The organism is Lentzea sp. HUAS TT2, assembly GCF_051853195.1.
In the GTDB taxonomy this organism is placed as follows: domain Bacteria; phylum Actinomycetota; class Actinomycetes; order Mycobacteriales; family Pseudonocardiaceae; genus Lentzea.
This window is the reverse complement of the sequence record NZ_CP196667.1, coordinates 8,773,530-8,794,870: the sequence shown is the minus strand read 5'-3', so window position 1 is coordinate 8,794,870 and position 21,341 is coordinate 8,773,530. Positions and strand designations below refer to the sequence as shown.

Below are 21,341 nucleotides of genomic sequence, written 5' to 3'. Positions count from 1 at the left end.
ACATCGCTCCTGAAGTCTTGAAGTCGTGGCTGGTAAAGGAATCTGGACGGCGCTCCTGCTCGTGATGGTGACGGGGTGCACACCCGCGGGACCGCAGTCGATGAACGCACCGGTGCGGACGACCGGCGACGGCGGCATCCCGAAGAACGAGACCATCTCGCTGGACGACGACCAGCACGCCGCCATCGCGAACCTCGACCCCGCGCTGCTCGCCGCGATGCGCAAGGCGGCGGTGGACGCGAAGGCGGCGGGCGTGGAGCTGCGGGTGACGTCGGGCTGGCGCAGCGCCGAGTACCAGCAGCGGCTGCTGGACGAGGCCGTCGAGCTGTACCGCAGCGAGGAGGAGGCCCGGCGGTGGGTGCACCCGCCGGACAAGTCGGCGCACGTGACGGGCAAGGCGATCGACATCGGTCCGACGAACGCCGATGACTGGCTCATCCAGCACGGCGCGGACTACGGGTTGTGCCAGGCCTACGCCAACGAGATGTGGCACTTCGAGCTGCTGACGACGCCCGGTGGCCAGTGCCCGCAGCCGCAGTCCGTGGCCTAACGACCGTGGATCACGGCCAGGGCGTGCTCGCGGGCCGGTGCGCTCAGAGTGGTGTTGAGCTGCTCGAACAGGGCCTCCGCGGTCACGCCGTTCCAGCCGGGCGGCAGCAGCGACAGGGGGAGGCCCGGATCGCTGTACGGGAGACGCCGCCACGCCGTCAGCATCGGTACGTAGGTCTGGAAGGCCTGTTCCGGTGACGTGATGCCGGCGTCCAGGACCGGGCGGTGGCGGCGCAGGAAGTCGGCGTACAGGTCGGTCAGCTCGTCGAGGTCCCACCAGGCGCGCACCTTCGAGCGCAGGTCACCGAACGCGAAGTGCTGGCCCGTGAAGATGTCCACGTACTCGGACAGGCCACGGCGTTCGAGGGTGCGGCGGGTCTCGGTGGCGAGGTTGCCGGGAGCGACCCAAACGCCGGGTGCCGTGGTGCCGAAGCCGAGCTGGGTCAGGCAGGTGCGCAACGCGTGGCGCTTCTCGCGTTCGGACTCGGGCACGGAGAACACGACCACGAGCCAGCCGTCCTCGGCGGTGGCGCGGCGGCGTTCGAAGATCCGGGTGTCGCCCTCGGCCAGCGTCTCCAGCGTGGTCTCGGCCAGGGCGTAACCGGCGCCGTCTCGGCGTTCGGCCCGGACGACGCCCCGGCGCTTGAGGCGGGAGATCGACGAGCGCGCGGCCTGGCCCTCCACGCCGAGGTCGGCCATGAGCTGCACGACGGACGCCACGGACAGCCAGTTGTGCTCGCCGCGGGCGTAGAGGCCGAAGATCGTGATGATGAGCGGGCCGAGCCGGTCGCGCCCGGCGGGAGCAGCGGCTTCCACGGTCATGTCCGCGACGTTCAGTGCCCTGCTCCTCACCTTGATCGGCCGAGCTTAACGCGCGCCGAGATCGGTCAGCGTGACGGTGTTGCGCAGCTCGCCCAGCCCGCTGACCCGCGTCACGACGACGTCGCCGTCGCGCAGGAACAGCTGTGGTTCGCGCGCGTTGCCGACGCCGCTGGGGGTGCCGGTCAGGATCACGTCCCCGGCGCGCAGGGTCATGCCGTGGCTGAGCTCGGCGATGATCTGGGCGAACGAGAACGCCATCTGCGCGCTGGTCGCGTCCTGCAGCAGCACGCCGTTGACCTCGCACTGCACCCGCATGCCGGCGAGGTCGTCCACCGAGTCGATCGTGGTCAGCCACGGGCCGAGCGGCATCGTGGCGTCGAGGCTCTTGCCCTTGAGCCACTGGCCGCCGTGCGCGCGTTGGAGGTCGCGCTGCGAGACGTCGTTGGCGACGAGGAAGCCGAACACGTGGTCCAGCGCCTTCTCCTCGGGGATCGACCGGCCGTCGCGTCCGATGACCATCGCGATCTCGGCCTCGTAGTCCCACTTCTGCGACAGCCCGGGGTCGTAGGCGATGTCGTCGGACGGGCCGATGACCGTGTCCGGGCCCTTGGTGAAGAAGGTGGGGCGCAGCGGCCGTTCCACTTCCTGGCCCTCGCGCTTGCCCTTCGACTCCTCGAAGTGGTCCCAGTAGTTCCAGCCCGTGCACAGGACGTCGCGGTTGAAGCGGTGCAGCGGCGACTCCAGCCGCACCTCGGACAACGGCAGGACCTCGGCGGTCTCGACCGGGGCACCGCGCACGACGTCGTCGACCATGCACGACAACAGCGCGATCGACTCACCGTCCACGACACCGCCACGGCGCACGCCGCCGACGGTCACAGAAGCCAGCCTCACCCGCGAACCCTCCTCCGATATGGCGTTCATGTTTCGTAGATCATGAAATCGCTATCGATTCAGCTGGGCCTGACCAGCCGCTCGTCCGGGATCACCGCGACGCCGAGGATCTCGATCAGCGCCTCCGGCTGCCACAGCGCGGTGCAGCCGATGCCCGCCATGGCCGGGTAGACGGGTCCGGCGAGCTCGCGCCACACCTTGCCGATCTCCCTGCCGTGCGCCTGGTAGTCCGGGATGTCGGTGAGGAAGATCGTGATGCTGACCAGGTCTTCCGGCTCGCCGCCGGCCGCACGCAACGTCGTCAGCACGTTGCCGAACGCCTGCCGGAACTGCTCGACGATGCCGCCGGGAACGATCTTCATGTCGGCGTCGAGAGCGGTCTGTCCTCCCAGGTGGAGGGTGTTGCCGGCGAGCGTTCCGTGGGAGTACCCGCTCGGGGCGGGCAGGCTGGCCGGGTTCACTGCTACGGGCCTCATGCGTATTGACAATATCTGACGACGGTGAAGAATGCGATATATGGAGCCCGACCTCAGCAAGTACCGGCTCGAAGGCGACAACTCGATGTACCGGCTGCCCAGCGGCCTGGTCGCGCCGGTCGTGACGCGCGGCGGCGCCGAGAACCCGGACACCGCGAACTCCGGTGGCGCGATCCGGGTCTCGGGCGTGAGCATCCAGCACACCCCGGCCACGAGGCTGTGGTTCGGCAAGGTCACCAACGAACCCGGCTACCGCTCGGTCTCCCACCACCACGGTGAGGCCGAGACCGGCGGGTACGTGCTGTCCGGCCGGGCCAGGATCTACTTCGGCGAGAGGTTCGAGGACTACCTCGACATGGAGGAGGGCGACTGGGTGTTCGTGCCGCCCTTCATGCCGCACATCGAGTGCAACCTCGACCGCAACAACCCGCTCACCTGGATGACCACGCGCACGCCGGAGAACATCGTCGTGAACCTCGACGACGTCCCGGACGCCGAACTGCGCGACTGGCTGACCCGATGACCCCGGTGCTGACGTCGGCGGTCTTCACCGAGGCCATCGCGCTGGAGAAGGCCGAGCCCGAGCACTTCGACCTCGCCTTCACCGCCGTCACCCAGCCCTGCCCGTGGCCCAAGGCGTACGGCGGGGACCTGGTCGCCGCCGCCGCGGCCGCAGCCATGCGCTCGGTCACCGACGGCAAGACGCTGCACTCGATGCACAGCTACTTCCTGCGCCCGGCCGACATCGGTGCCCAGGTGCGCTACGAGGTCGAGCTGCTGCGCGACGGCCGCGGCTACAGCACCCGGCAGGTCCGCGGTTACCAGAACGGCAAGCCCCTCTACGTCTGCCTCGCGAACTTCGCCGCGGGCGAGCCGAGCGGCAGCTTCCGCGCCGAGTTCACCGACGACCTGCCCGGTCCGGAAGAGCTGACCAGCTCGGCGGACTTCCTCGCCGGACGCACCGGCGGTTCGATGACCGAGGAGTCGAAGGCCTACTGGTCCGGCGGCCGCAGCTTCGACATGCGGCACGTGCCCGGCCCCGTCTACCTCGCGGTCGAGGGCGAGAAGGTGCCGCACCAGGCCGTGTGGATCAAGCCGTTCGACCCGTTGCGGCCGGTCGACGGGCTGACCGACGCGCAACGGGACCTGGCCGCGCTGGCCTACGTCTGCGACTACACGATCCTGGAGCCCGTCCTGCGCGTGCTCGACCTGCCGTGGGCGCGGCCGGGACTCGTCACCGCGAGCCTCGACCACGCCATGTGGTTCCACCGCGAGGGTCCGATCGACGACTGGCTGCTGTACGTGCAGGAGGCCGTCGCCGCGGACGCGGGCCGGGGCCTCGGGCACGGCCGCTTCTTCACCCGCGAAGGTCTCCACCTCGCCACCGTTGCCCAGGAGGGCATGATCCGCGCTTCCTGACCCGCCGCCCGGGAAGGACTTCACCATGGACACCTTCGCTCGCGACCACTTACCTCCCGCGGCGCTGTGGCCCGTCATCGAGTTCACGACGCCGGAGCTGGAGTACCCGGCGAGGCTCAACGCCGCCACCGAGCTCATCGACGTCCCGGTGTCGAGGTTCGGCCCCGACCGCCCGGCACTGCGCACGCCGGCGGGGGAGACGTGGTCCTACGGCGAGCTGCTGACCCGTGCCAACCAGGTGGCCCAGGTGCTGACCGAGGACCTCGGTCTCGCTGTGGGGCAACGTGTCCTGCTCCGCTCGCCCAACAACCCGTGGACCGTGGCCGCGTGGCTCGGCGTCCTCAAGGCGGGTGGTGTCGTGGTGACGACCATGGCGGCGTTGCGGGCCCGTGAGCTCGCGCCGATCGTCGAACGCACCCGTCCGTCGATCGCGTTGGTGGACCAGCGGTTCACCGACGACGCCCGGGAGCTGCCGCTGACCGTGGTGAGCTACGACGACCTCCAGGTGCTCGCCGCGACCAAGTCGGGGCAGTTCACGGCCGTGGACACCGCCGCCGACGACGTGGCGTTGCTGGCGCCCACGTCCGGCAGCACCGGCACCCCGAAGATCACCGTGCACTTCCACCGCGACGTGCTGTCCATCGACAACACCTTCGGGCGTCATGTGCTGCGGCTCAACGAGGACGACCTCGTCGCGTGCACGGCCCCGTTCGCCTTCACGTTCGGCCTGGGCATGCTCGTCGTGTTCCCGTTGCGGGCCGGTGCCTGTGCGTTCCTGACGGAGGCGGCGACACCGCTCCAGCTCGCGGATCTGGTGCAGGAGCACGGGGTCACGGTCCTCGCGACGGCACCCACGGCGTACAAGGCGATCCTGCGTGAAGGCGTGGAGGGGAAACTCGCCGGGCTGCGGACCGCGGTGTCGGCCGGCGAGCACATCCCGCAGGAGACCTGGCAACGACTGCGCGACCGGCTCGGGCTGCGGGTGATCGACGGCATCGGTGCCACGGAGTTGTTGCACATCTTCATCTCCGCCGCCGGTGACGACATCCGGCCCGGCTCCACCGGCAGGCCGGTGCCGGGATACCGCGCCACCGTGCTCGGCCCCGACGGCGAGGAGCTCGGCGTCGGCGAGCCAGGGCGGCTCGGCGTGATCGGCCCCGTCGGCTGCCGCTACCTCGACGACGAGCGGCAGAAGGACTACGTGGTGAGCGGCTGGAACGTCACCGGTGACGTCTTCCACCGCGACGAGGACGGCTACTTCCACTACCACGCCCGCAGCGACCACATGATCGTGTCATCCGGGTACAACATCGGCGGTCCCGAGGTGGAGGAGGCCATCGACACCCACCCGGACGTGCTGGAGTCCGCCGTCGTGGCCAAGCCCGACGACGAACGCGGCTCGGTCGTCTGCGCCTTCGTGGTGCTGCGCGACGGCGCGCTGGGCGACGAGGCGAAGGCACGCGAGATCCAGGACCACGTGAAGCGGACCATCGCGCCGTACAAGTACCCGCGCGAGGTGCGGTTCCGCACGTCGTTGCCGCGCAACGCCAGCGGCAAGCTGCAGCGCTTCACACTCCGCAAGATCGTCGAGGACGAGGTGCTGACATGAAGGTGGCCATCGTCGGGGGCGGCCCCGGTGGGCTCTACCTCGCCGCGCTGATGAAGCAGCTCGACCCCTCGCACGACGTCACCATCTGGGAACGCGACGCCGCCGACGTGACGTTCGGCTTCGGCGTGGTGTTCTCCGACGAGACGCTCGGCGGGATCGAGAACGCCGACCCGGAGTTCGCCGACGCCATGTCCCGCCGGTTCGCCCGGTGGACGGACATCGACATCCACTACCGCGGCGAGAGCCACACCGTCGGCGGTCAGGGGTTCGCCGCGATGAGCCGCAAGGAGCTGCTCGGCCTGCTCCAGCAACGGTGCCGCGACCTCGGCGTGGTCGTGCACTTCTCGACGCCCGCGCCCGCCGTCGACGTCCTTCGGGAATCGCACGACCTCGTGGTCGGCGCGGACGGCGTCAACTCCCTGGTGCGGCAGTCCTCCGCGGACGTCTTCCGCTCCACTGTGGACCCGCGCCGCAACAAGTACATGTGGCTCGGCACGGACCTGGTCTTCGAGGCGTTCCAGTTCTTCATCAAGGACACGCCCTGGGGAACCATGCAGGTCCACGGTTATCCCTACTCCGACACGGGTTCCACGTTCATCGTCGAGATGCACGAGGACGTCTGGCGCCGCGCCGGTTTCGACACCGGCCAGGAGTTCGCGCCGGGTGTCTCGGACGAACCCGCCGTCCAGCGGATCCGCGAGCTGTTCGCGGAGGAATTGGCCGGCCACGAGGTATTCGCCAACAACTCGAAGTGGCTCAGCTTCACCACCGTGCGCAACGAACGCTGGCACCACGGCAACCTGGTCCTCGTCGGCGACGCCGCGCACACCGCGCACTTCTCGATCGGCTCGGGCACCAAGCTGGCGATGGAGGACTCGCTGGCGCTCGCCGCGTGCCTGCACGAACACCGTGACGTCGAGACCGCGCTGACGGCCTACGAGACCGAACGCCGCCCGGTCGTGGAGTCGACGCAACGAGCCGCGCAGGCGTCCCTGGAGTGGTTCGAGAACATCGGCATGTACGCGGACCAGGAGCCGACCCGGTTCTGCTTCAACCTGCTCACGCGGTCGCGCCGGATCACCTACGACAACCTCCGCACCCGCGACTCGGAGTTCGCCGACCGCGTCGACGCCGCCTTCGCCGCCTCCCAGGGGCTCGAGACCACGGCACCGGCGATGTTCCAGCCGTTCCGGCTGGGGCAGCTGGAGCTCAAGAACCGCGTGATCGTCTCGGCGATGGACATGTACTCCGCGGCCGACGGCGTGCCCGGCGACTTCCACCTCGTCCACCTGGGCTCGAAAGCCATGGGCGGGGCGGGACTGGTCATGACCGAGATGGTCTGCGTCTCGCCGGAGGGCCGGATCACGCCGGGCTGCACCGGTCTGTGGACCGACGAGCAACGCGACTCGTGGGCGCGGATCGTGTCGTTCGCGCACGAGCGGAGCACCGCCCGGATCGGCCTGCAGCTCGGCCACTCCGGCCGCAAGGGTTCCACACGCCTGATGTGGGAGGGCATGGACGAACCGCTGCCCGAGGGCGGCTGGGACGTCGTCGGCCCGTCGCCGCTGCCCTACGGCCCTGGATCGCCTGTTCCGTCCGAGGTCGACCGCGAAAGGGTCACCGCCGAGTTCGTGGCGGCGGCCCGGCGCGGTGCCGAAGCGGGCTTCGACCTGCTCGAACTGCACTGCGCGCACGGCTACCTGCTGTCCTCGTTCCTCTCGCCGGTCGCCAACCAGCGGACCGACGAGTACGGCGGCTCGCTGGAGAACCGGCTGAGGTACCCGCTGGAGGTGTTCGACGCCGTTCGAGCGGTCTGGCCGGCCGAGCGCCCGATGATCGTGCGCATCTCCGCGACCGACTGGGTCGACGGCGGCAACACCGAGCACGACGCCGTGGAGATCGCCCGCGCGTTCGTCGCCCACGGCGCTGATGCGATCGACGTGTCCACCGGTCAGGTCACGGCGGACGAACGCCCGGCGTACGGCCGCAGCTACCAGACCCCGTTCGCGGACCGGATCCGCCACGAGGTCACCGGCGCCGCCGTCATCGCGGTCGGTGCCATCGCCTCCTACGACGACGTCAACTCGATCCTGCTCGCGGGCCGTGCCGACCTGTGCGCGATCGGCCGCACGCACCTGTACGACCCGCACTGGACGCTGCACGCGGCGGCCGAGCAGGAGTACCGGGGTGCGGAGTGGCCTGTCCAGTTCCGGGCGGGCAGCCGCAAGCCACCGTCTGCCCGCACCGACGCCGTCCGGCCGCGGTTGTCCCTGCTGCGCGCGGACCCGCCGGACCGGAACGTGCACCTGCGCTGGACCCCGCAGCGGGCCCATTCGCTTCTCCGATAGGCGTTTCGGTGGCGTTCAGGTGAAACTTCATTCGGCTATGAATTGGAATCCGTTGCTCGGTCACATGTTCCCGGCGGTCGCGTTGGTCTGATGGGGCAGACCTCCCGTGCACGCGGGTGAGTGGGTTTTTCGAGCGCGGCCGAGGTCCCTAGCGTCGGCGGTCCGTTCCCGAATTCCGCCACCGCTCGAAGGGACACCGCTCGTGCGAAGACGTTTGCCGGCGCTGGTGCTAGCGAGCGTGCTCGCTGGCAGCACGCTCACCGCCGCCGTACCCGTTGCGGCCCAGCCACCAGTGTCCACTCTCACCAAGTCCGTGCAGGGCGTGTCCGATCCCGCCTCCCACGGAGACACCGCCTCCTGGGTCGTGTCCTATGCGAACGGTGCCAACGGCCCCGCGACCATCACCGACCCCATCGGTCCCGGCCAGACCCTGCTCGCCGGCTCGCTGCAGGTACCGCCCGGCTGGACCGGCACCGAGGGAAACCCCGTCACCGCAACGCATCCGAACGTGCGCAACGGCAGCAAGGCCCTCTCCAGCCTCCTGACGCCACCCGTGCAGGCCAGCGCGAGCTCGACCGGCGGTGACGGCTTCACCCCGATCCTGCACCGCACGCCGGACGGCCGCCTGCAGGCGTGGAACGTCTACCACCACCTGGGCCCCGCCTCCCCGAAGCTCGTGTGCACCGATCTCACGACCAGTGCGCTCTGCACGGGCGGTCCGTGGCCGAAGCCTCTGAACACGGCGCCCGGCCCGTTCGGCACGGGCAACACCGGTGACATCGGCAGTCCGCTCGAACCGCAGTACGTCCGCGACGAGGCGAATCCCGCCCGCGTGTACTACTCGGCCGTCACGGCGTCCTCGATCGGCGTCGCCTGCCTCGACCTCGCCGCGCCCGGCAACTGCGGGTTCTGGCCCCTGATGGCCAAGGCAGGGCAGACGGTCGAGATGGCGGGACTCGTCCAGGTCGGCGGAAACCTCTACGGCGTCTCGACTTCCGGCAACGTGGTGTGCTGGACGGTCGCCACGCAGAGCGCGTGCGGCGGCCAGCCCTACGCGCCGATCGTGCCGGCCAACCTCAGCGGCTACTACCAAGGCGCGCTCACCGTCGCCGGGGGCAAGGTCTTCGCCTCGTCGGCACCGTCCGGCGGCATCCCCAGGATGGGCTGCTTCGATCCCGGCACCAACGCGGCGTGCGCGGGCTGGGCCTCCCCGAAGCAGATCGGCCCGTCCGGCAACTTCACCTACAACGCCTACACCGCCTACAGCACAACCGGTGCGGAGACCGGCGCGTGCTCCAGCACGATCGGCCAGAACGGCACCACCTGCTACGCGATCGACGGCTCGGCCCTGCCCTCGCCGTCGGCTTTCGCTGGGCTCGAGAGCGGGGTCCTCTCGTTCAACCCCGAGGTGGTCCGCACCGGCAACCGCGTCCGCAGCTTCATCGGAATCTGGGGCGGCCCGTACCTGGGCGCCGCGGTGTGCCACGACTGGAGCACGGGAGCGTCGTGTGCAGGAGTGCCGACGCGCATCACCCATCCCACCGTCAACGGTGGTGTCACAAGAGATTACGGCTACGCCTACGACGTTCCCACCGGGTGCATGATCGGGCTGGGCGACGCGGGCGTGCTGTTCTCGATGGATCCTGACACGGGGGCGTCGCCCTGCGTCCGCAGCGGCGCCTCCGTGTCGATCACCCCGTCCCAGTTCTACTGCGACGGCCAGCAACACGCCGCCACCTACACCAAGGCACGGCTCGTCGGGGTGACACCGGCGAACGTGAACCTCGGCGCGTCCACCGTGAAGGCCGTGGACGGTGGCGGAAACCCCGTCACCGTCCCGGGTTTCGCCCCGGACGGCACGGTCGACCTGGCCGGCGTCACGGCGTCCTCGCTGAGCCTCACGGCGTCGCTCGTGCTGAACAACGCCGCGGACTTCGGCGGCGGCAACCAGCCGTCGCTGGCCGTGGAGTTCACCGGCGACGCGCCGCAGGTGTGTTTCCGCACCACGATCTCCGCGGACTGCGCGGTGACGTCCGTCGCGAACACCGCGGACGGAACCGACGCGACCGGTGGCTTCTCGTCCAACACGGTGACCCGTCAGGTCGCACCGGGCACGGCGTGCATGCCGAACGTGGTGGTGAACAAGGAGATCTGCGGTTCGCACACACCGGCCCACTGCAAGGCGGGCGGCGCCGGGCCGTGGGTGAAGCAAGCTCCGGTGGGCGTTCTCGGACTGTTGTTCGCGACCGCGTACTGGAGGGTCACGGTGACGAACAACGGCCCGATCCCGATCGTCGACGCCTACGTGGTCGACGACGTGGAACCCAGTTGCCAGACCGGTCCGTTCACGCTGCAGCCGGGTGAGTCGAAGCAGGTCCACTGCTCGACCTACGCGCTGCTGTCGCTCTTCCCCTTGACCAACAAGGCGAAGGCGAAGTACACGCCCGTCAACTCGACCCGCGTGTACAGCGAATGGTCTTCCGCGAAGGCCTGTTCGCTGCTCTGCGTCCTGAACTGACCGCGCCAGTGGAGGAGCATCAGCCGTACTCGGCCAGATAGGTCAGGACGGCGAGAACCCTGCGGTGCTCCTCCACGTTCGCGGCCAGCCCCAGCTTGGCCATGATGCTGCCGATGTGGGTCTCGACCGTGCGCTCGTTCAGCCAGAGCCGCCGCGCGATCGCGACGTTCGTGCAGCCCTCGGCCATCAGTCCGAGCACCTCGCGTTCGCGCGGGGTGAGCGCCCCGGTAGTGGGCCGTCCGAGCAGCCGGCCCACCACCTCGGGGTCGAGGGCGGATCCTCCGGCGGCGACCCTGGCGATCGACTCCAGGAAGTCGTCGACGTCGAGCACCCGGTCCTTGAGCAGGTACCCGAACCCGCCCTGGCTCACCAGGTCGACGGAGTGCTTCGTCTCGACGTGCTGGGACAGCAGCAGGATGGCGACCTCCGGTTGGGCGGCACGGATCTTGCGGGCGGCCTTCGCGCCGTCGTCGGTGAGGTCCGGAGGCATCCGGACGTCCACAATGGCCAGATCGGGATTCTGTTCCGCCACCACGGTGATGAGGGTGTCCGCGTCGGCGGCACGGCCCACGACGTCGTGGCCCGCGTGGGAGAGCAGGCTCGCGAGCCCCTCCCGGAACAGCGCCGAGTCCTCGCCGATCACGATGCGCACGGCAGCACCGCCTGGATCGTCGTGCCGGCACCGGGCCTGCTGTTGAGCCGCAGCGACCCGCCCAGTGCGGCGACGCGGTCGGCCAGCCCGGCGAGCCCGGACCCTCCACGTGGGTCGGCGCCGCCACAGCCGTCGTCCCGCACCCACACGTTCACCTCGTCGGCCTGTTGCGTGACGCGGACCGTGATCGTGTTGGCGCGCGCGTGCTTGGCGGCGTTGGTGATCGCCTCGGCGGCGACGTAGTAGGCGGTGATGGCGACGTCGTCGGTCAGCGGTTCGGACATGATCTCCAGCGCCACCGGGACCGGCAGCTTGTTCGTGAGCGCGGCGAGTGCGTTGTGCAGTCCGTCGTCGAGACTGGTGGGGCGCAGGCCGTGCGCGATCTGCCTGAGCTCGGCGATGGCGGTGGCCAGCTCGGCGACACCCTGGTCGAGCAGGGCGTGCACGTCCACCGAGCCGGTGGGCAGCTGCCGCTGGGCGAGCCGCATCGCCATGCCCAGCGACACCAGCCGTTGCTGGGCGCCGTCGTGCAGGTCGCGTTCGAGCCGGTGCCGTTCGGCGTCGCCCGCCTGGATGATCCGGGTACGGCTGGCCTCCACCTCGCGCAGCGCCGTGGCCAGCTCACCGCGCAGCCGGGCGACCTCGACCAGGCTCGCGGCGGCGGTGGCGACGACCTTCAGCACGGCGGGAGTGGTGACGGACGAGGCGAGCACGCCGATCTGCGTGCCGCCGAGGGTGATCGGGACGAGCCCGGTGTCCTTGACCGGCACGCCCTTCGCGTCGATGAACCCCGCTGCGAGCAGCTGTCCCACCTGGAGCGTCGGGTCCTTGAGCGCCGTGCGCAGGGTCTCCTCGAGCTCTTCCGGCTGGGCGGCCTGCGTGTGCACGCGGTGTTGCAGGTCCTCGATGGCTTTCAGCGCCGCCCTGGTCCGGGGGAAGAGCCGTTGGTCGACCACCCGTTGCAGCCGCCTTCGCACGGGCGTGAGCAGCACGGCACAGATCGCGGTGGCTCCTGCGGCGGCAGCGGGGGAGTCCTGGCCCGTGGCGAGGCCGAGGGTGAGGGCCGACAGCGCGTACGCCCCGATGAGGACCAGCAGGACGAGCGTGTAGCTGATCGTGTCGGCCAGCACGCGGTCCACGTCGTAGAGGTCGTGGCGCAGCATGGCGACGCCGACCGAGCAGAACAGCGCGACGATCGTGACCACGCCGAACACCGTTGCCACGACACCACTTCGGCCGGTCACGACGATCTCGGCCAGGCACACGACGGGGTACGCGGTCACGGCGAGCCCGGCGAACGCGAGCCACTTGAGCTGCGCCCGCACGACTCCAGTCGACTTCCGGAATCTCGCTGCAAGAGAGACAGCGGCGGCGAGGACCGTGAGGATCAACCCGATGTTCACCACGTAGCTCAGGGCGTTGACCACATCGGACGGTGGCCCCCAGGGCTTCGCCAGCCCCTGCATGGGTTCGGTGAACGGTTCCCTCGGCGCCGCACCGAGTCCCTGCTGTGCCAGGGCCAGGACGACGACCAACGGCGGCAGCACCGACCAGCGCCGGCTCGGCAACGTCCCGTCCGGGAAGTGGAGGAGCAGCAACGCGACGGCGGCCAGCAGCCACCAGCCGCTCTCGTTGAGCAGCGCGACCACGCGCGGGTCCAGCGGGACCGAAGCTGGGTCGTCGAGCCAGGTTCGGTAGTAGACCTCGCGCGCGGCCAGGAAGACCACGATCGCGCCGACCCAGGCGAGCAGCGGGCCGACGACGTTGGCGCGCACCCGGAGCTCGATCGTCACGCCCAGCGCGGCCATCGCCAGCCCGAGCGTCGCCAGGCCGGCGAACGCGCCGATCAGGTCGTTGGGGGCGCGGAACAGGAGCCAGGTCGCGCCCGCCGTCATCAGGACGGAGGCGCCCAGTAGAGCCAGTCCTGCCGGTCGCGGCCATGTCATCGCCCCAGGGTAAGGCCGGTGCGGCGGCCTGGCTTCCGTGTCAGCACGGAGATGGGGTTCCGGGTCGGTACCGATGTGGGGAGGGGGTCCGCGGCAGTTGCATGAGGCCACTGAATCCCCACGGAAGGGCAGGGACCATGTCCGTCGACATCACCGCGGCGCCCGACACCGCCGCCACCTCCACGCGGGGACGCGTCGCCGTCCTCGCGGTCGTCCTGGGTGTCACGTCCGTCGCCGCGGTGGCGGGTGGACTGCTGTGGCCGGAGCCCGCGGCCGGTGGCGAGACCTACTCGTACGCCGACATCGTGGCCGATCGCGACCTGTGGTGGGCGCTGCTCACCGGCCTCTCGGCCATGCAGGTCCTCAACATCCCGTTGCAGGCGCTGGCGACGATGTTCCTCGTCCGCCGCCGCGGCAGCGCCTGGGCGACCTGGGGTGCCGCTCTCATGTGGATCGGCGGCGGTCTGCAGGGCGCAGGGGTCGCGGGCTGGGCGGCGGCCTACTTCTACCCGACGGACCCCGGCGTCGGCGCGGCGGCGGGCGAGGCGGTGGTGCAGGCGGCCAACAACAGCGCCACCCTGTTCGCGTTCATGGTTCCCGGTGCCGTGCTGGTGTTGCTGGGCACCGTGCTGCAGTGCGTCGGCCTCGTCCGCTCGCACGCCGTGCCGAAGTGGGTGCCCGTCCTGCAGCTGTTCATCGTGATCACGTTCGTCGTGCCCGGCAACGGTCTGGCCGGTCTGCTGACCAGCATCCCGATGGCGGTGGGCGCGATCGGGCTCGGTTACCACGCCTGGCGCGCGGCTGAGTGATCGGGGACCGGTCGTGCGCGCGGAGTCGCCAGCCAGGCGACTCCCGCCACGACGACAGCCGGCACGGCCGCGGTCGAGGTGAAGGCCAGGATCGCGAGGACGAGGACGAACGCAGCCGCCGCGGCGATGCGCACCCCACCGGGCAGCAGTCGCCAGGCGGCCGCCGTACATCCGAGGTACACCACCAGGAACATCGCGCTCGGCACGGCCACCAGCGACTCCAGTTCGAGAACTCCGGCGCCGAGCAGGCTGATCAGCACGCCACCGGACGCGAGGATCGCGACGTTCAGCCAGCGTGGCGGTGTGTCCTGGTCGCCCTGGGACGTGAGGGTGCGCGCCAAAGTCCCCGCGCCCGAGACGTAGGCGTTGACGGTGCCGATGGTGAGGACGACCGCCGAGACGCCCGCCAGCACCACGCCGGCCGGGCCGACCGCGAGCACCAGGAGCTTCGCGACCGGTGTGGAGCTGCCGGCGTCCGGGCCCAGCGCCGCCACGGTCACGGCGGCCAGCGACAGGTAGAGCAGGCTGGTCACGGCCAGCGTGATCGCGACGATGCGGGGGAGTTGGCGCCGCGGGTCCGTCAGCCTCGCGGTCAGGGGCGCGGCGGCCTCCCAGCCGACGAACGACAGCATCAGCGGCGCGGCGGCGGTGCCGATCGCCGCCCAGCCGTGCGGGGCGAAGGGCGTCCAGTTCGCGGAGTCGGCCGCGAACGCCCCGCCCGCGACGCTGATCGCCACGACCGCGATGAGCAGCAGCACGAGTCCGAACTGGATGGCCGACGACGTGCGCAGGCCGCGGGACGTGATGACCAGGACGGCGAGCATGATCACGACGGCGATCAGGCACGCCGTGACCCGGCCCGCACCGGCGAGCTCGGCGACGTAGCTGCCGCCGATCACGCAGACGATCGGGGTGCCGGTGATGATCCCGGCGAGGAACGTCCAGGACGTCGCCGTGGCCGCCCTGCCGCCGAGGCCGAGCGCGACGTAACCCCGGACGCCCGTCGCGGAGGGCACGCGGATGCCGAGCGCGGCGAACACCCAGCCCAGCAGGCCGGACAGCACGAGCAGGGCGGCCCAGGTCAGGACGGACGCCGGACCGGCGATGGCCGCGGTCAGGCCGGGCAGCACCAGCAGGCCGGGGCCCAGCAGGGCGCCGACGTACATCGCTGAGCCGCGCGACACGGTGAGTGGTGAGGACATGCCCTGAATTCTTGAGCGCTGGGCGAGACAGCCGCTGCGAAGATGAAGCGCGCTAGGCCCGTTACGTGCAACTGGGTTGCGTGAATTCTGGCGATCGTCGAATACTGTGCACATGGACAGGTTCGACGCCGTCGACCGGGCGATCCTGCGCCGGCTCCAGACCGACGGCCGGATGCCCAACAACGAGCTCGCCGAGGCCGTGCGCCTCTCGCCGTCCGCCTGCCTGCGCCGGGTTCGCGCGCTGGAGAGCGCCGGGATCATCGCGGGCTACCGGGCCGAGCTGGACCGGTCCAAGGCCGGCCTCGGGCTCACGGTCTTCCTGGAGCTCAAGGTCAACGGCCACTCCGCCGAGACCGCGCGGGAGGTGGAGGACGCCCTGCTCGCGATCCCGGCCGTGGTGGCGTGCCACCTGGTGACGGGATCGGCCGACTTCTTCGCCGAGGGCGTGCTCCCCGACCTGCCGTCCTACGAGCCGTTGCTGCTGGCCCACGTCCTGGCCATCCCGGCGGTGGTCGACGTGCGCAGCTCCTTCGCCATCAGGACGATGCGTTCCCGAGGTCCTCTACCGGTCGACCACCTGAGGTGAACCCGGCCTGGTGCGCGTGCACGACACCGTGCGCGAGGAGGCTCTCGGCCGTCTCATCATGCTGATGAGCTTCCTGTGGCGCGTCCCGAACAACGACGCCGGTGTGGCCCAGGGGCGGCGGCTGATCTCCGCCGTGTTCACGGGCCTGCCGGCCGCGCCGAAGCCGCTCTGATCAGCCCAGCGCGAGGATCGCGAGCGGGTCGGTGTGCCGGGGTGTCCAGTTCAGCTCGCGCTGGGCGCGTGCCGGGGTGAACCGCTGGTCCAGCGCGAAGGCGTCCGCGATCGGTCCCATCTGCGCGCGGGCGTCTTCCAGGGGGAGTGAGATGGTCTTGCCATCCAGGCCGGCGCCGTTGCTGATCGCGGTGGCGATCTCGCGTGCCGTCGGGTCCACGCCGCCGACGCCGACGTACACCGCTCCCGCCTTGGCGGCCAGGGTTTTGACGTACAGGTCCGCGAGGTCGTCGACGTGCACGAGCGACCAGTGGTTCGTGCCGTCGCCGATGTAGGGGATCGCGCCGGACTCCTTGCCCGGCTGGGTGAAGAAGACGTCGATCAGGCGGTTCTCCCTGCCGTACAACAGGCCTGGCCTGATCACGGCCGACCGGCCGCGCGCGAGCACCTTCTCCTCGACCGCCTCGCGCCAGGCGACGAGGGCCGGCGGGTTCCACGGGGCTTCCTCGTCGGCGATGCCGTCGGTGTCGCCGTAGACCCAGGTGCCGCCCGTGTGGACGTAGGTGCCTTCGCCGGCGCCGTCCTGCATCGCGGTCGCGGCGGCGAGGTCGGCCTCGGCGCTGTCGGCCTGGGCGAGGTGGATCACGGCGTCCGCGCGGGCCGCCGCCGCGGTGAGGACGTCGAGGTCGGCCAGTCCGCCGCGCACGGGCGTCGCGCCGGCCTCGCTGACGGTCTTCGCCGACGCCTCGGTGCGGGCGAGCGCCTCCACGAAGTGACCTTCGTTCAGCAGCGCGGCCACGGTGGCCTTGCCGATGTAGCCCGACGCTCCGGTGATGAACACCTTCATCGCTGGTTCCTTTCCTGGTGGTGTCTCCAGCCTCTGCTGATCCCGGCGAACCGTCCAAGACCTGCTTCGTCGTACCCGATACCCGCCGGGCATCAGGCTCTCGGAAGTTCAGGTAATCTGGATGATGACAACATCTCAGATGTGTTCGACGGGAGCGGCGATGGTTCGGCTGACTCGGGTGCAGCAGCAGGCGCGCACGCGTGCCGCGGTGCTGGCGGCGGCGCGGGAGGAGTTCGCGGAGCACGGTTTCGTGCCGGCGAAGGTCGACCGGATCGCCGAACGCGCCGAGCTGACACGCGGCGCGGTGTACTCGAACTTCCCGAGCAAGCGCGCCCTCTACCTGGCGGTGCTGATCGACCTGGTCGGGAAGGCCGCCGAGGACGAACCGCAGGCGGTGGTGTCGCCGTCGTCGAGGGTCGACGCGCTGGGCGTGTTCGCGAGGGTGTGGCTCGAACGGCTGCCGCTGGTGGGCGACTCGGCGCCGGGTGGGCGTCTGCAGCTGCGGTCGCTGGACGGCGTGTTCGAGGACGAGCACCGCCCGGCGGTGCTGGCACATCTCGCCCGAGTGGAGGCGTTGCTGCTGGCCATCGCCCTGGAACGCGGCGCGCCGTTCCGGCGGGTGCGCCTGGCCGAGCTCGTGCTGACGATGCTCGACGGCGCGGGCCATCGCGCCGAGACGACACCGGGGTTCGGCGACCCGTTCGACGTGGCGCACGCGTGCAGGCACCTGGCCGAGATCGACCTGCCGGACACGTGGGCACCGCCGCACCTGCCGTACGTCGCTCCGGCGCAGGCGTGCTCGGATGCCTGGACCATCCCGGACGGCCTGGTGGACCAGATCAGCGGCGACCAGGTCGACCTGACGAACGGCCTGCTGGTGGTGCTGGGTGCGAACCGGCTCGGTGCGGCCGAGGAGGCGGTTCGCTCAGCCAAGCCCGGCGAACAGGTCGTCCTGGCCGTGGTCACGAGCGACCCGGACGAGACCGGTCGCCTGGTCCGGCTGCGGGTGACCGACGCCGTCGGCTGTCTGCGGAAGGTGTTCGCGCCCGACGTCTGGCAGCACGTCCGGCTGGTGCTGGACGACGACGCCGCGGTGGCGTCCTCGATCGGCGTCACGGATCCCGGCGACGAGACCGAGTCCGCGGTCAGCGTGCGCGGCGGCATGATCGTCGCCCGGTCCCACGGCCGAGGTGCCGGCCACGCCGCAGGAGCCCGCCGACGGGAGGCGACGTCGTGAGCGGGGACCAGGTGCTGCACGCGTTGCGCTGCGTAGGCACGAGCGGCCTCACCCGCGTGGCGTCGTTCACCGGGCTGGAAGAGTCCGAAGTGGAGTCTGAACTGATCGACCTCGCGGTGGCCGGCCTCGTCACGCACCACAGGGGTTTCGGCGGCTGGGCGCTCACCTACTCGGGCCGGGCCGCCGACGCCTCCTGGACCAGCGCCGAGCTGGACTCGGCCGGCACCCGCCCCGCACTGGCGGAGGCGTTCGACGCGTTCCTGGTGCTCAACCCCGAACTGCTCGACCTGTGCACGGCGTGGCAGGTCCGCTCCGTCGACGGCGTGACGACGATCAACGACCACAGCGACACCGCCTACGACGCTCGCGTCCTGGCTCTGTTCACCGACTTCCACGAACGCGCCTCCGTGGTCATCACCGCACTGTCGTTGGCAGCCCCCAGGTTCGGCCGCTACGAAACCCGCCTGTCCGAAGCCCTCGCCCGCGCCCAGGCAGGCGAACTGGAGTACCTGGCCGACACGATCGCGTCATTCCACACGATCTGGGCGGAACTGCATGAGGACCTCCTGGCAACCCTGGGGATCGCACGATGGGTTGGGTGAGACACCTCTCCGCCTTCGTCGACGAACCACCGGAGTTGCTGGGCGGCAAGGCCTCCGGCCTGGTGCTGCTGCACCGCCTGGGCCTGCCGGTGCCCGCCGCTGTGGTCGTCACCACCGACGCCTGCCGCGCGTTCCTCCGCGACGGCCACCTGCCCGACGGCCTCAGCACCGAACTAGCGGCCGCCGTAACCCCACTCGGAACGCCGGTCTCCGTGCGCTCCGGCGCCGCCGTGTCGATGCCGGGCATGATGGACACGATCCTCAACCTCGACGTGACCCCCGACGCCCTGGACCAGGCGCTGAAGTCGGTGTTCTCGTCCTGGAACACACCCCGCGCCCGCACCTACCGCACCCTCAACGACATCCCGCACGACCTCGGCACCGCCGTCATCGTGCAACGCATGGTGTTCGGCGACCGCGACGCCCACAGCGGCTCCGGCGTGGCGTTCAGCCGCAACCCGGACACCGGCGAGAACACCCCGTTCGGCGAAGTCCTCTTCGGACATCAGGGCTCCGACGTCGTCTCGGGCCGCGTCCTGACCCACCCCCTGTCTTCGCTCGCCGACCGCGAACCCCTTGTGTGGCAAGACCTCCTGGCCGCACTGCGCCGCCTCGAACAGCATTGCCGCGACGCCTGCTACGTCGAGTTCACCTACGAGTCGGGCGAACTGTGGCTGCTCCAGGTTCGCCCGGCCCGGTTCGGTGGAGCAGCGGCCGTCCGCCTGGCCACCGACCTGGCCGACGAGCACGTGATCGACCGTTCCGCGGCGCTGCTCCGCGTGTCACCGCAGCACCTCCGCCACGTCCGCACCCCTCGCATCGCCCCGGAGGCCAACGTCATCGCGCGCGGGCTGGGCGTGTGCCCTGGGGTGGCCTCGGGTCGCGTGGCGGTCACGGCGGACGAGGCGGTCCGCATGGCCGCCGACGGTCCGGTGGTGCTGGTGCGGCCGGAGACGTCGCCGGACGACATCCGCGGCCTGGCAGCGGCCACCGGCATCGTCACCGCGCGGGGAGGCCCGGCGAGCCACGCGGCCGTGGTGGCGCGTTCCATAGGAAAGCCTGCTGTCGTGGGGGTGGCTGACCTCGTGGTGGCTTGCGACTCGGTGTCCGTGGGCGGGCACACCGTCGGGGTGGGCGCCACGGTCACCATCGACGGCAGCAGCGGAGCTGTTGCCGCTGGGATGGCACGCGTTGTCGTGGGTGGGGCGGACGAGAGTCTGCACCGGTTGCTGGAGTGGGCCGACGAGGTGTCGGGGGACAGGTCCGCGCGGGAGGAGACCGAGCGACTCGAGGCCGCGCAGGCAGTGCTGCGGAGGCGGTAGGCGGGATTCTGGTCGTGGACCAGCCGTGCGGGAGCGTGCCTTCCGTGACGTCCGCGCCCCCGCGGCGGCTCGGCCTCAGGGCCGGGTGCCCGGTCCGAACCCCGTCCAGCGCAGCTCCGCCGGGAGATGGCTCATGTCGTTGTACAGCAGCAGGGCCGGCGGCGAGCCCTCGCGGAACTGGAGCGCCGTCAGCGCGGCGTTGCCGCAGCTCATCGCCAGCCACCGGTCCGCGGGCGCGCCGAGGGCGTGCCGTACCAGCCAGGCCACCTGGTAGGCGTGGGTGACCAGGACCTCGTGGCGCTCGGTGTCGGCGGGGCGGGCGAACCGGCTGGTCAAGGCCTCCGCCAGGAGTGCGCCGGCGGAGGCTTCCGCCGTGTCGTAGCCGTCGAAGAAGCCTGCCCACGCGGGTGGGGGATCGGCTGGCACGTGCGGTACGTGGTCGGCCAGTTCGGGGGCCTCCCGAACGTCGACGCCTGGCAGGTGTTCGCCCAGGATCTCGGCGGTGCGGGCGGCTCTGGTCAGGGGCGAGTGCCAGACGGTGTCGATCGGCAGGCGGGCCAGGCGCTCGCCCAGCAGGTGCGCTTGCCGGGCGCCGGTGGCGGTGAGCTCGCCGAACGGGTCCGCCGCGCCGTGCCGGACCACGTGGAGGTGTCTGGTCGCCATGTCGCCCTTTCCGAGGTTGTCAACATTCGGATGTTAGCAACATCTGAGTGCGTAGACCGACTGCGCTGGTGCGGACGGGTGAACTGCGGGCCACTCGTCATGCAGCGTGTTTGAGGCCGTTCGACCATGTCTCAGTAGGTGCGACAAAAGTCGTGCGCGGGGGCGCATTCCAGTCGGGGCCGACTGTGGAGGAGGCAGGGAGTCGATGCAGCGGCTCGACGACGTGCAGGCCAGGGAAGTGACCCTGGCCGCGATGGGCGCGATCAACAGACGTGACCACCCGTGGTCCATCGAAGCCGTGCGGTGCCTGGCTTCGGAGGAGCGGACGAGGATGGTCGCGATCGACACGTGCGCGGCGGTTCTGCTGCGCGGTGTGCCGCGTGGGTCGCTGAATCCGTCCGTCCGCATTCCGGTGTCCGTGCCGGCGACGCCCGGTGACCGGACCAGCGCGCAGGCGGTCGAGGCGGCCTCCGAGGTGTTGAGCGGACTGGCGTGCGGTGACGACGGGCGTGTCGTGGTGGTGCTGGGCGTGCTGGGGGAGGAGCAGCGGTTCGACGCGCTGCTGGTGCTGGTGCGTGCCGCGGCCTCGTGGATCGACGCCTTCGTGGGCATCGACGGTGACACCGTGGACGCCTACTACGCGATCTCCAAGGCGGAGACGACCTGACC

At 70.6% G+C, this 21,341-nt stretch carries 21 protein-coding genes; 13 read left to right on the top strand and 8 right to left on the bottom strand.

The features are described 5' to 3' along the window. Nucleotides 1-25 precede the first annotated feature (25 nt). Nucleotides 26-550 (top strand): M15 family metallopeptidase, encoded by a 525-nt coding sequence (locus tag ACSHWB_RS41670; RefSeq protein ID WP_439658832.1) that lies wholly within the window; start codon nucleotides 26-28, stop codon nucleotides 548-550. On the opposite strand, the gene ACSHWB_RS41665 is transcribed toward ACSHWB_RS41670, so the two are convergent. The 3 genes from ACSHWB_RS41665 to ACSHWB_RS41655 are packed head-to-tail and all read right to left on the bottom strand — an operon-like array spanning nucleotide 547 to nucleotide 2,741. Continuing rightward, complete coding sequence (locus ACSHWB_RS41665; RefSeq protein WP_439658831.1) at nucleotides 547-1,371, bottom strand: PaaX family transcriptional regulator; 825 nt, start codon at nucleotides 1,369-1,371, stop codon at nucleotides 547-549. The two genes, ACSHWB_RS41670 and ACSHWB_RS41665, sit on opposite strands and share 4 nt — an antisense overlap. A gap of 45 nt (nucleotides 1,372-1,416) precedes the next feature. Continuing rightward, nucleotides 1,417-2,265, bottom strand: a complete 849-nt coding sequence (locus ACSHWB_RS41660) for a fumarylacetoacetate hydrolase family protein (protein ID WP_439658830.1) — start codon at nucleotides 2,263-2,265, stop codon at nucleotides 1,417-1,419. A 59-nt stretch (nucleotides 2,266-2,324) separates the two neighbouring features. After that, nucleotides 2,325-2,741 carry a RidA family protein gene (locus ACSHWB_RS41655; RefSeq protein WP_439658829.1) on the bottom strand — a complete coding sequence of 139 codons (417 nt, stop codon included), beginning with the start codon at nucleotides 2,739-2,741 and terminating at the stop codon, nucleotides 2,325-2,327. Between the two features lie 40 nt (nucleotides 2,742-2,781). On the opposite strand from ACSHWB_RS41655, the gene ACSHWB_RS41650 reads away from it, so the two are divergent. From ACSHWB_RS41650 to ACSHWB_RS41630, 5 genes are all read left to right on the top strand, one after another. Continuing rightward, complete coding sequence (locus tag ACSHWB_RS41650) at nucleotides 2,782-3,264, top strand: cupin domain-containing protein (protein WP_439658828.1); 483 nt, start codon at nucleotides 2,782-2,784, stop codon at nucleotides 3,262-3,264. Then, nucleotides 3,261-4,160, top strand: coding sequence for an acyl-CoA thioesterase (locus tag ACSHWB_RS41645; protein ID WP_439658827.1), 900 nt, complete (start codon nucleotides 3,261-3,263; stop codon nucleotides 4,158-4,160). The genes ACSHWB_RS41650 and ACSHWB_RS41645 overlap by 4 nt, the downstream gene beginning before the upstream one ends. A gap of 25 nt (nucleotides 4,161-4,185) precedes the next feature. After that, a complete protein-coding gene (locus tag ACSHWB_RS41640; protein ID WP_439658826.1) occupies nucleotides 4,186-5,769 on the top strand; it encodes an AMP-binding protein in 1,584 nt (527 codons plus the stop codon). After that, complete coding sequence (locus ACSHWB_RS41635; protein ID WP_439658825.1) at nucleotides 5,766-8,117, top strand: bifunctional salicylyl-CoA 5-hydroxylase/oxidoreductase; 2,352 nt, start codon at nucleotides 5,766-5,768, stop codon at nucleotides 8,115-8,117. The genes ACSHWB_RS41640 and ACSHWB_RS41635 overlap by 4 nt, the downstream gene beginning before the upstream one ends. Nucleotides 8,118-8,319: 202 nt before the next feature. Continuing rightward, nucleotides 8,320-10,635, top strand: a complete 2,316-nt coding sequence (locus ACSHWB_RS41630; protein WP_439658824.1) for a DUF7617 domain-containing protein — start codon at nucleotides 8,320-8,322, stop codon at nucleotides 10,633-10,635. Between the two features lie 19 nt (nucleotides 10,636-10,654). Here the strand turns inward: ACSHWB_RS41630 and ACSHWB_RS41625 are convergent, their stop codons facing one another. Continuing rightward, on the bottom strand, nucleotides 10,655-11,287 hold the full coding sequence (locus tag ACSHWB_RS41625) for a response regulator transcription factor (RefSeq protein WP_439658823.1): 633 nt from the start codon (nucleotides 11,285-11,287) through the stop codon (nucleotides 10,655-10,657). Further along, complete coding sequence (locus ACSHWB_RS41620) at nucleotides 11,275-13,233, bottom strand: sensor histidine kinase (RefSeq protein ID WP_439658822.1); 1,959 nt, start codon at nucleotides 13,231-13,233, stop codon at nucleotides 11,275-11,277. Before ACSHWB_RS41620 ends, ACSHWB_RS41625 begins: the two co-directional genes overlap by 13 nt. 137 nt (nucleotides 13,234-13,370) lie before the next feature. Here ACSHWB_RS41620 and ACSHWB_RS41615 point away from each other — a divergent pair, with 137 nt between their 5' ends. Beyond that, nucleotides 13,371-14,042, top strand: a complete 672-nt coding sequence (locus ACSHWB_RS41615) for a hypothetical protein (RefSeq protein WP_439658821.1) — start codon at nucleotides 13,371-13,373, stop codon at nucleotides 14,040-14,042. Here the strand turns inward: ACSHWB_RS41615 and ACSHWB_RS41610 are convergent. Then, nucleotides 14,015-15,244 carry an APC family permease gene (locus ACSHWB_RS41610; RefSeq protein WP_439658820.1) on the bottom strand — a complete coding sequence of 410 codons (1,230 nt, stop codon included), beginning with the start codon at nucleotides 15,242-15,244 and terminating at the stop codon, nucleotides 14,015-14,017. The genes ACSHWB_RS41615 and ACSHWB_RS41610 overlap by 28 nt on opposite strands. A gap of 112 nt (nucleotides 15,245-15,356) precedes the next feature. Between ACSHWB_RS41610 and ACSHWB_RS41605 the strand changes: the two genes are divergently transcribed. Both ACSHWB_RS41605 and ACSHWB_RS41600 read left to right on the top strand, forming a co-directional pair. After that, nucleotides 15,357-15,830, top strand: a complete 474-nt coding sequence (locus ACSHWB_RS41605) for an Lrp/AsnC family transcriptional regulator (RefSeq protein ID WP_439658819.1) — start codon at nucleotides 15,357-15,359, stop codon at nucleotides 15,828-15,830. 10 nt (nucleotides 15,831-15,840) lie between these two features. Next, nucleotides 15,841-16,002 carry a hypothetical protein gene (locus tag ACSHWB_RS41600; protein ID WP_439658818.1) on the top strand — a complete coding sequence of 54 codons (162 nt, stop codon included), beginning with the start codon at nucleotides 15,841-15,843 and terminating at the stop codon, nucleotides 16,000-16,002. On the opposite strand, the gene ACSHWB_RS41595 is transcribed toward ACSHWB_RS41600, so the two are convergent. After that, nucleotides 16,003-16,848 carry an NAD-dependent epimerase/dehydratase family protein gene (locus ACSHWB_RS41595; RefSeq protein WP_439658817.1) on the bottom strand — a complete coding sequence of 282 codons (846 nt, stop codon included), beginning with the start codon at nucleotides 16,846-16,848 and terminating at the stop codon, nucleotides 16,003-16,005. Nucleotides 16,849-17,008: 160 nt separating this feature from the next. On the opposite strand from ACSHWB_RS41595, the gene ACSHWB_RS41590 reads away from it, so the two are divergent. The 3 genes from ACSHWB_RS41590 to ACSHWB_RS41580 are packed head-to-tail and all read left to right on the top strand — an operon-like array spanning nucleotide 17,009 to nucleotide 20,009. Then, nucleotides 17,009-18,085, top strand: coding sequence for a TetR/AcrR family transcriptional regulator (locus tag ACSHWB_RS41590; RefSeq protein WP_439658816.1), 1,077 nt, complete (start codon nucleotides 17,009-17,011; stop codon nucleotides 18,083-18,085). Further along, a complete protein-coding gene (locus tag ACSHWB_RS41585; protein WP_439658815.1) occupies nucleotides 18,082-18,687 on the top strand; it encodes a transcriptional regulator in 606 nt (201 codons plus the stop codon). The genes ACSHWB_RS41590 and ACSHWB_RS41585 overlap by 4 nt, the downstream gene beginning before the upstream one ends. Further along, nucleotides 18,675-20,009, top strand: a complete 1,335-nt coding sequence (locus ACSHWB_RS41580; protein WP_439658814.1) for a PEP/pyruvate-binding domain-containing protein — start codon at nucleotides 18,675-18,677, stop codon at nucleotides 20,007-20,009. The genes ACSHWB_RS41585 and ACSHWB_RS41580 overlap by 13 nt, the downstream gene beginning before the upstream one ends. 75 nt (nucleotides 20,010-20,084) lie before the next feature. On the opposite strand, the gene ACSHWB_RS41575 is transcribed toward ACSHWB_RS41580, so the two are convergent. Beyond that, a complete protein-coding gene (locus tag ACSHWB_RS41575) occupies nucleotides 20,085-20,672 on the bottom strand; it encodes a histidine phosphatase family protein (RefSeq protein ID WP_439658813.1) in 588 nt (195 codons plus the stop codon). 205 nt (nucleotides 20,673-20,877) lie between these two features. On the opposite strand from ACSHWB_RS41575, the gene ACSHWB_RS41570 reads away from it, so the two are divergent. After that, nucleotides 20,878-21,339, top strand: a complete 462-nt coding sequence (locus tag ACSHWB_RS41570; protein ID WP_439658812.1) for a hypothetical protein — start codon at nucleotides 20,878-20,880, stop codon at nucleotides 21,337-21,339. The last annotated feature ends 2 nt before the right edge of the window (nucleotides 21,340-21,341 follow it).

Bases quoted from the DNA above. Each gene is read 5' to 3' on its own strand.
- ACSHWB_RS41665 (WP_439658831.1), bottom strand. From the start codon at position 1,371: ATGACCGTGGAAGCCGCTGCTCCCGCCGGGCGCGACCGGCTCGGCCCG.
- ACSHWB_RS41655 (WP_439658829.1), bottom strand. From the start codon at position 2,741: ATGAGGCCCGTAGCAGTGAACCCGGCCAGCCTGCCCGCCCCGAGCGGG.
- ACSHWB_RS41650 (WP_439658828.1), top strand. From the start codon at position 2,782: ATGGAGCCCGACCTCAGCAAGTACCGGCTCGAAGGCGACAACTCGATG.
- ACSHWB_RS41645 (WP_439658827.1), top strand. From the start codon at position 3,261: ATGACCCCGGTGCTGACGTCGGCGGTCTTCACCGAGGCCATCGCGCTG.
- ACSHWB_RS41640 (WP_439658826.1), top strand. From the start codon at position 4,186: ATGGACACCTTCGCTCGCGACCACTTACCTCCCGCGGCGCTGTGGCCC.
- ACSHWB_RS41635 (WP_439658825.1), top strand. From the start codon at position 5,766: ATGAAGGTGGCCATCGTCGGGGGCGGCCCCGGTGGGCTCTACCTCGCC.
- ACSHWB_RS41620 (WP_439658822.1), bottom strand. From the start codon at position 13,233: ATGACATGGCCGCGACCGGCAGGACTGGCTCTACTGGGCGCCTCCGTC.
- ACSHWB_RS41615 (WP_439658821.1), top strand. From the start codon at position 13,371: ATGTCCGTCGACATCACCGCGGCGCCCGACACCGCCGCCACCTCCACG.
- ACSHWB_RS41610 (WP_439658820.1), bottom strand. From the start codon at position 15,244: ATGTCCTCACCACTCACCGTGTCGCGCGGCTCAGCGATGTACGTCGGC.
- ACSHWB_RS41605 (WP_439658819.1), top strand. From the start codon at position 15,357: ATGGACAGGTTCGACGCCGTCGACCGGGCGATCCTGCGCCGGCTCCAG.
- ACSHWB_RS41595 (WP_439658817.1), bottom strand. From the start codon at position 16,848: ATGAAGGTGTTCATCACCGGAGCGTCGGGCTACATCGGCAAGGCCACC.
- ACSHWB_RS41590 (WP_439658816.1), top strand. From the start codon at position 17,009: ATGGTTCGGCTGACTCGGGTGCAGCAGCAGGCGCGCACGCGTGCCGCG.
- ACSHWB_RS41580 (WP_439658814.1), top strand. From the start codon at position 18,675: ATGGGTTGGGTGAGACACCTCTCCGCCTTCGTCGACGAACCACCGGAG.
- ACSHWB_RS41575 (WP_439658813.1), bottom strand. From the start codon at position 20,672: ATGGCGACCAGACACCTCCACGTGGTCCGGCACGGCGCGGCGGACCCG.
- ACSHWB_RS41570 (WP_439658812.1), top strand. From the start codon at position 20,878: ATGCAGCGGCTCGACGACGTGCAGGCCAGGGAAGTGACCCTGGCCGCG.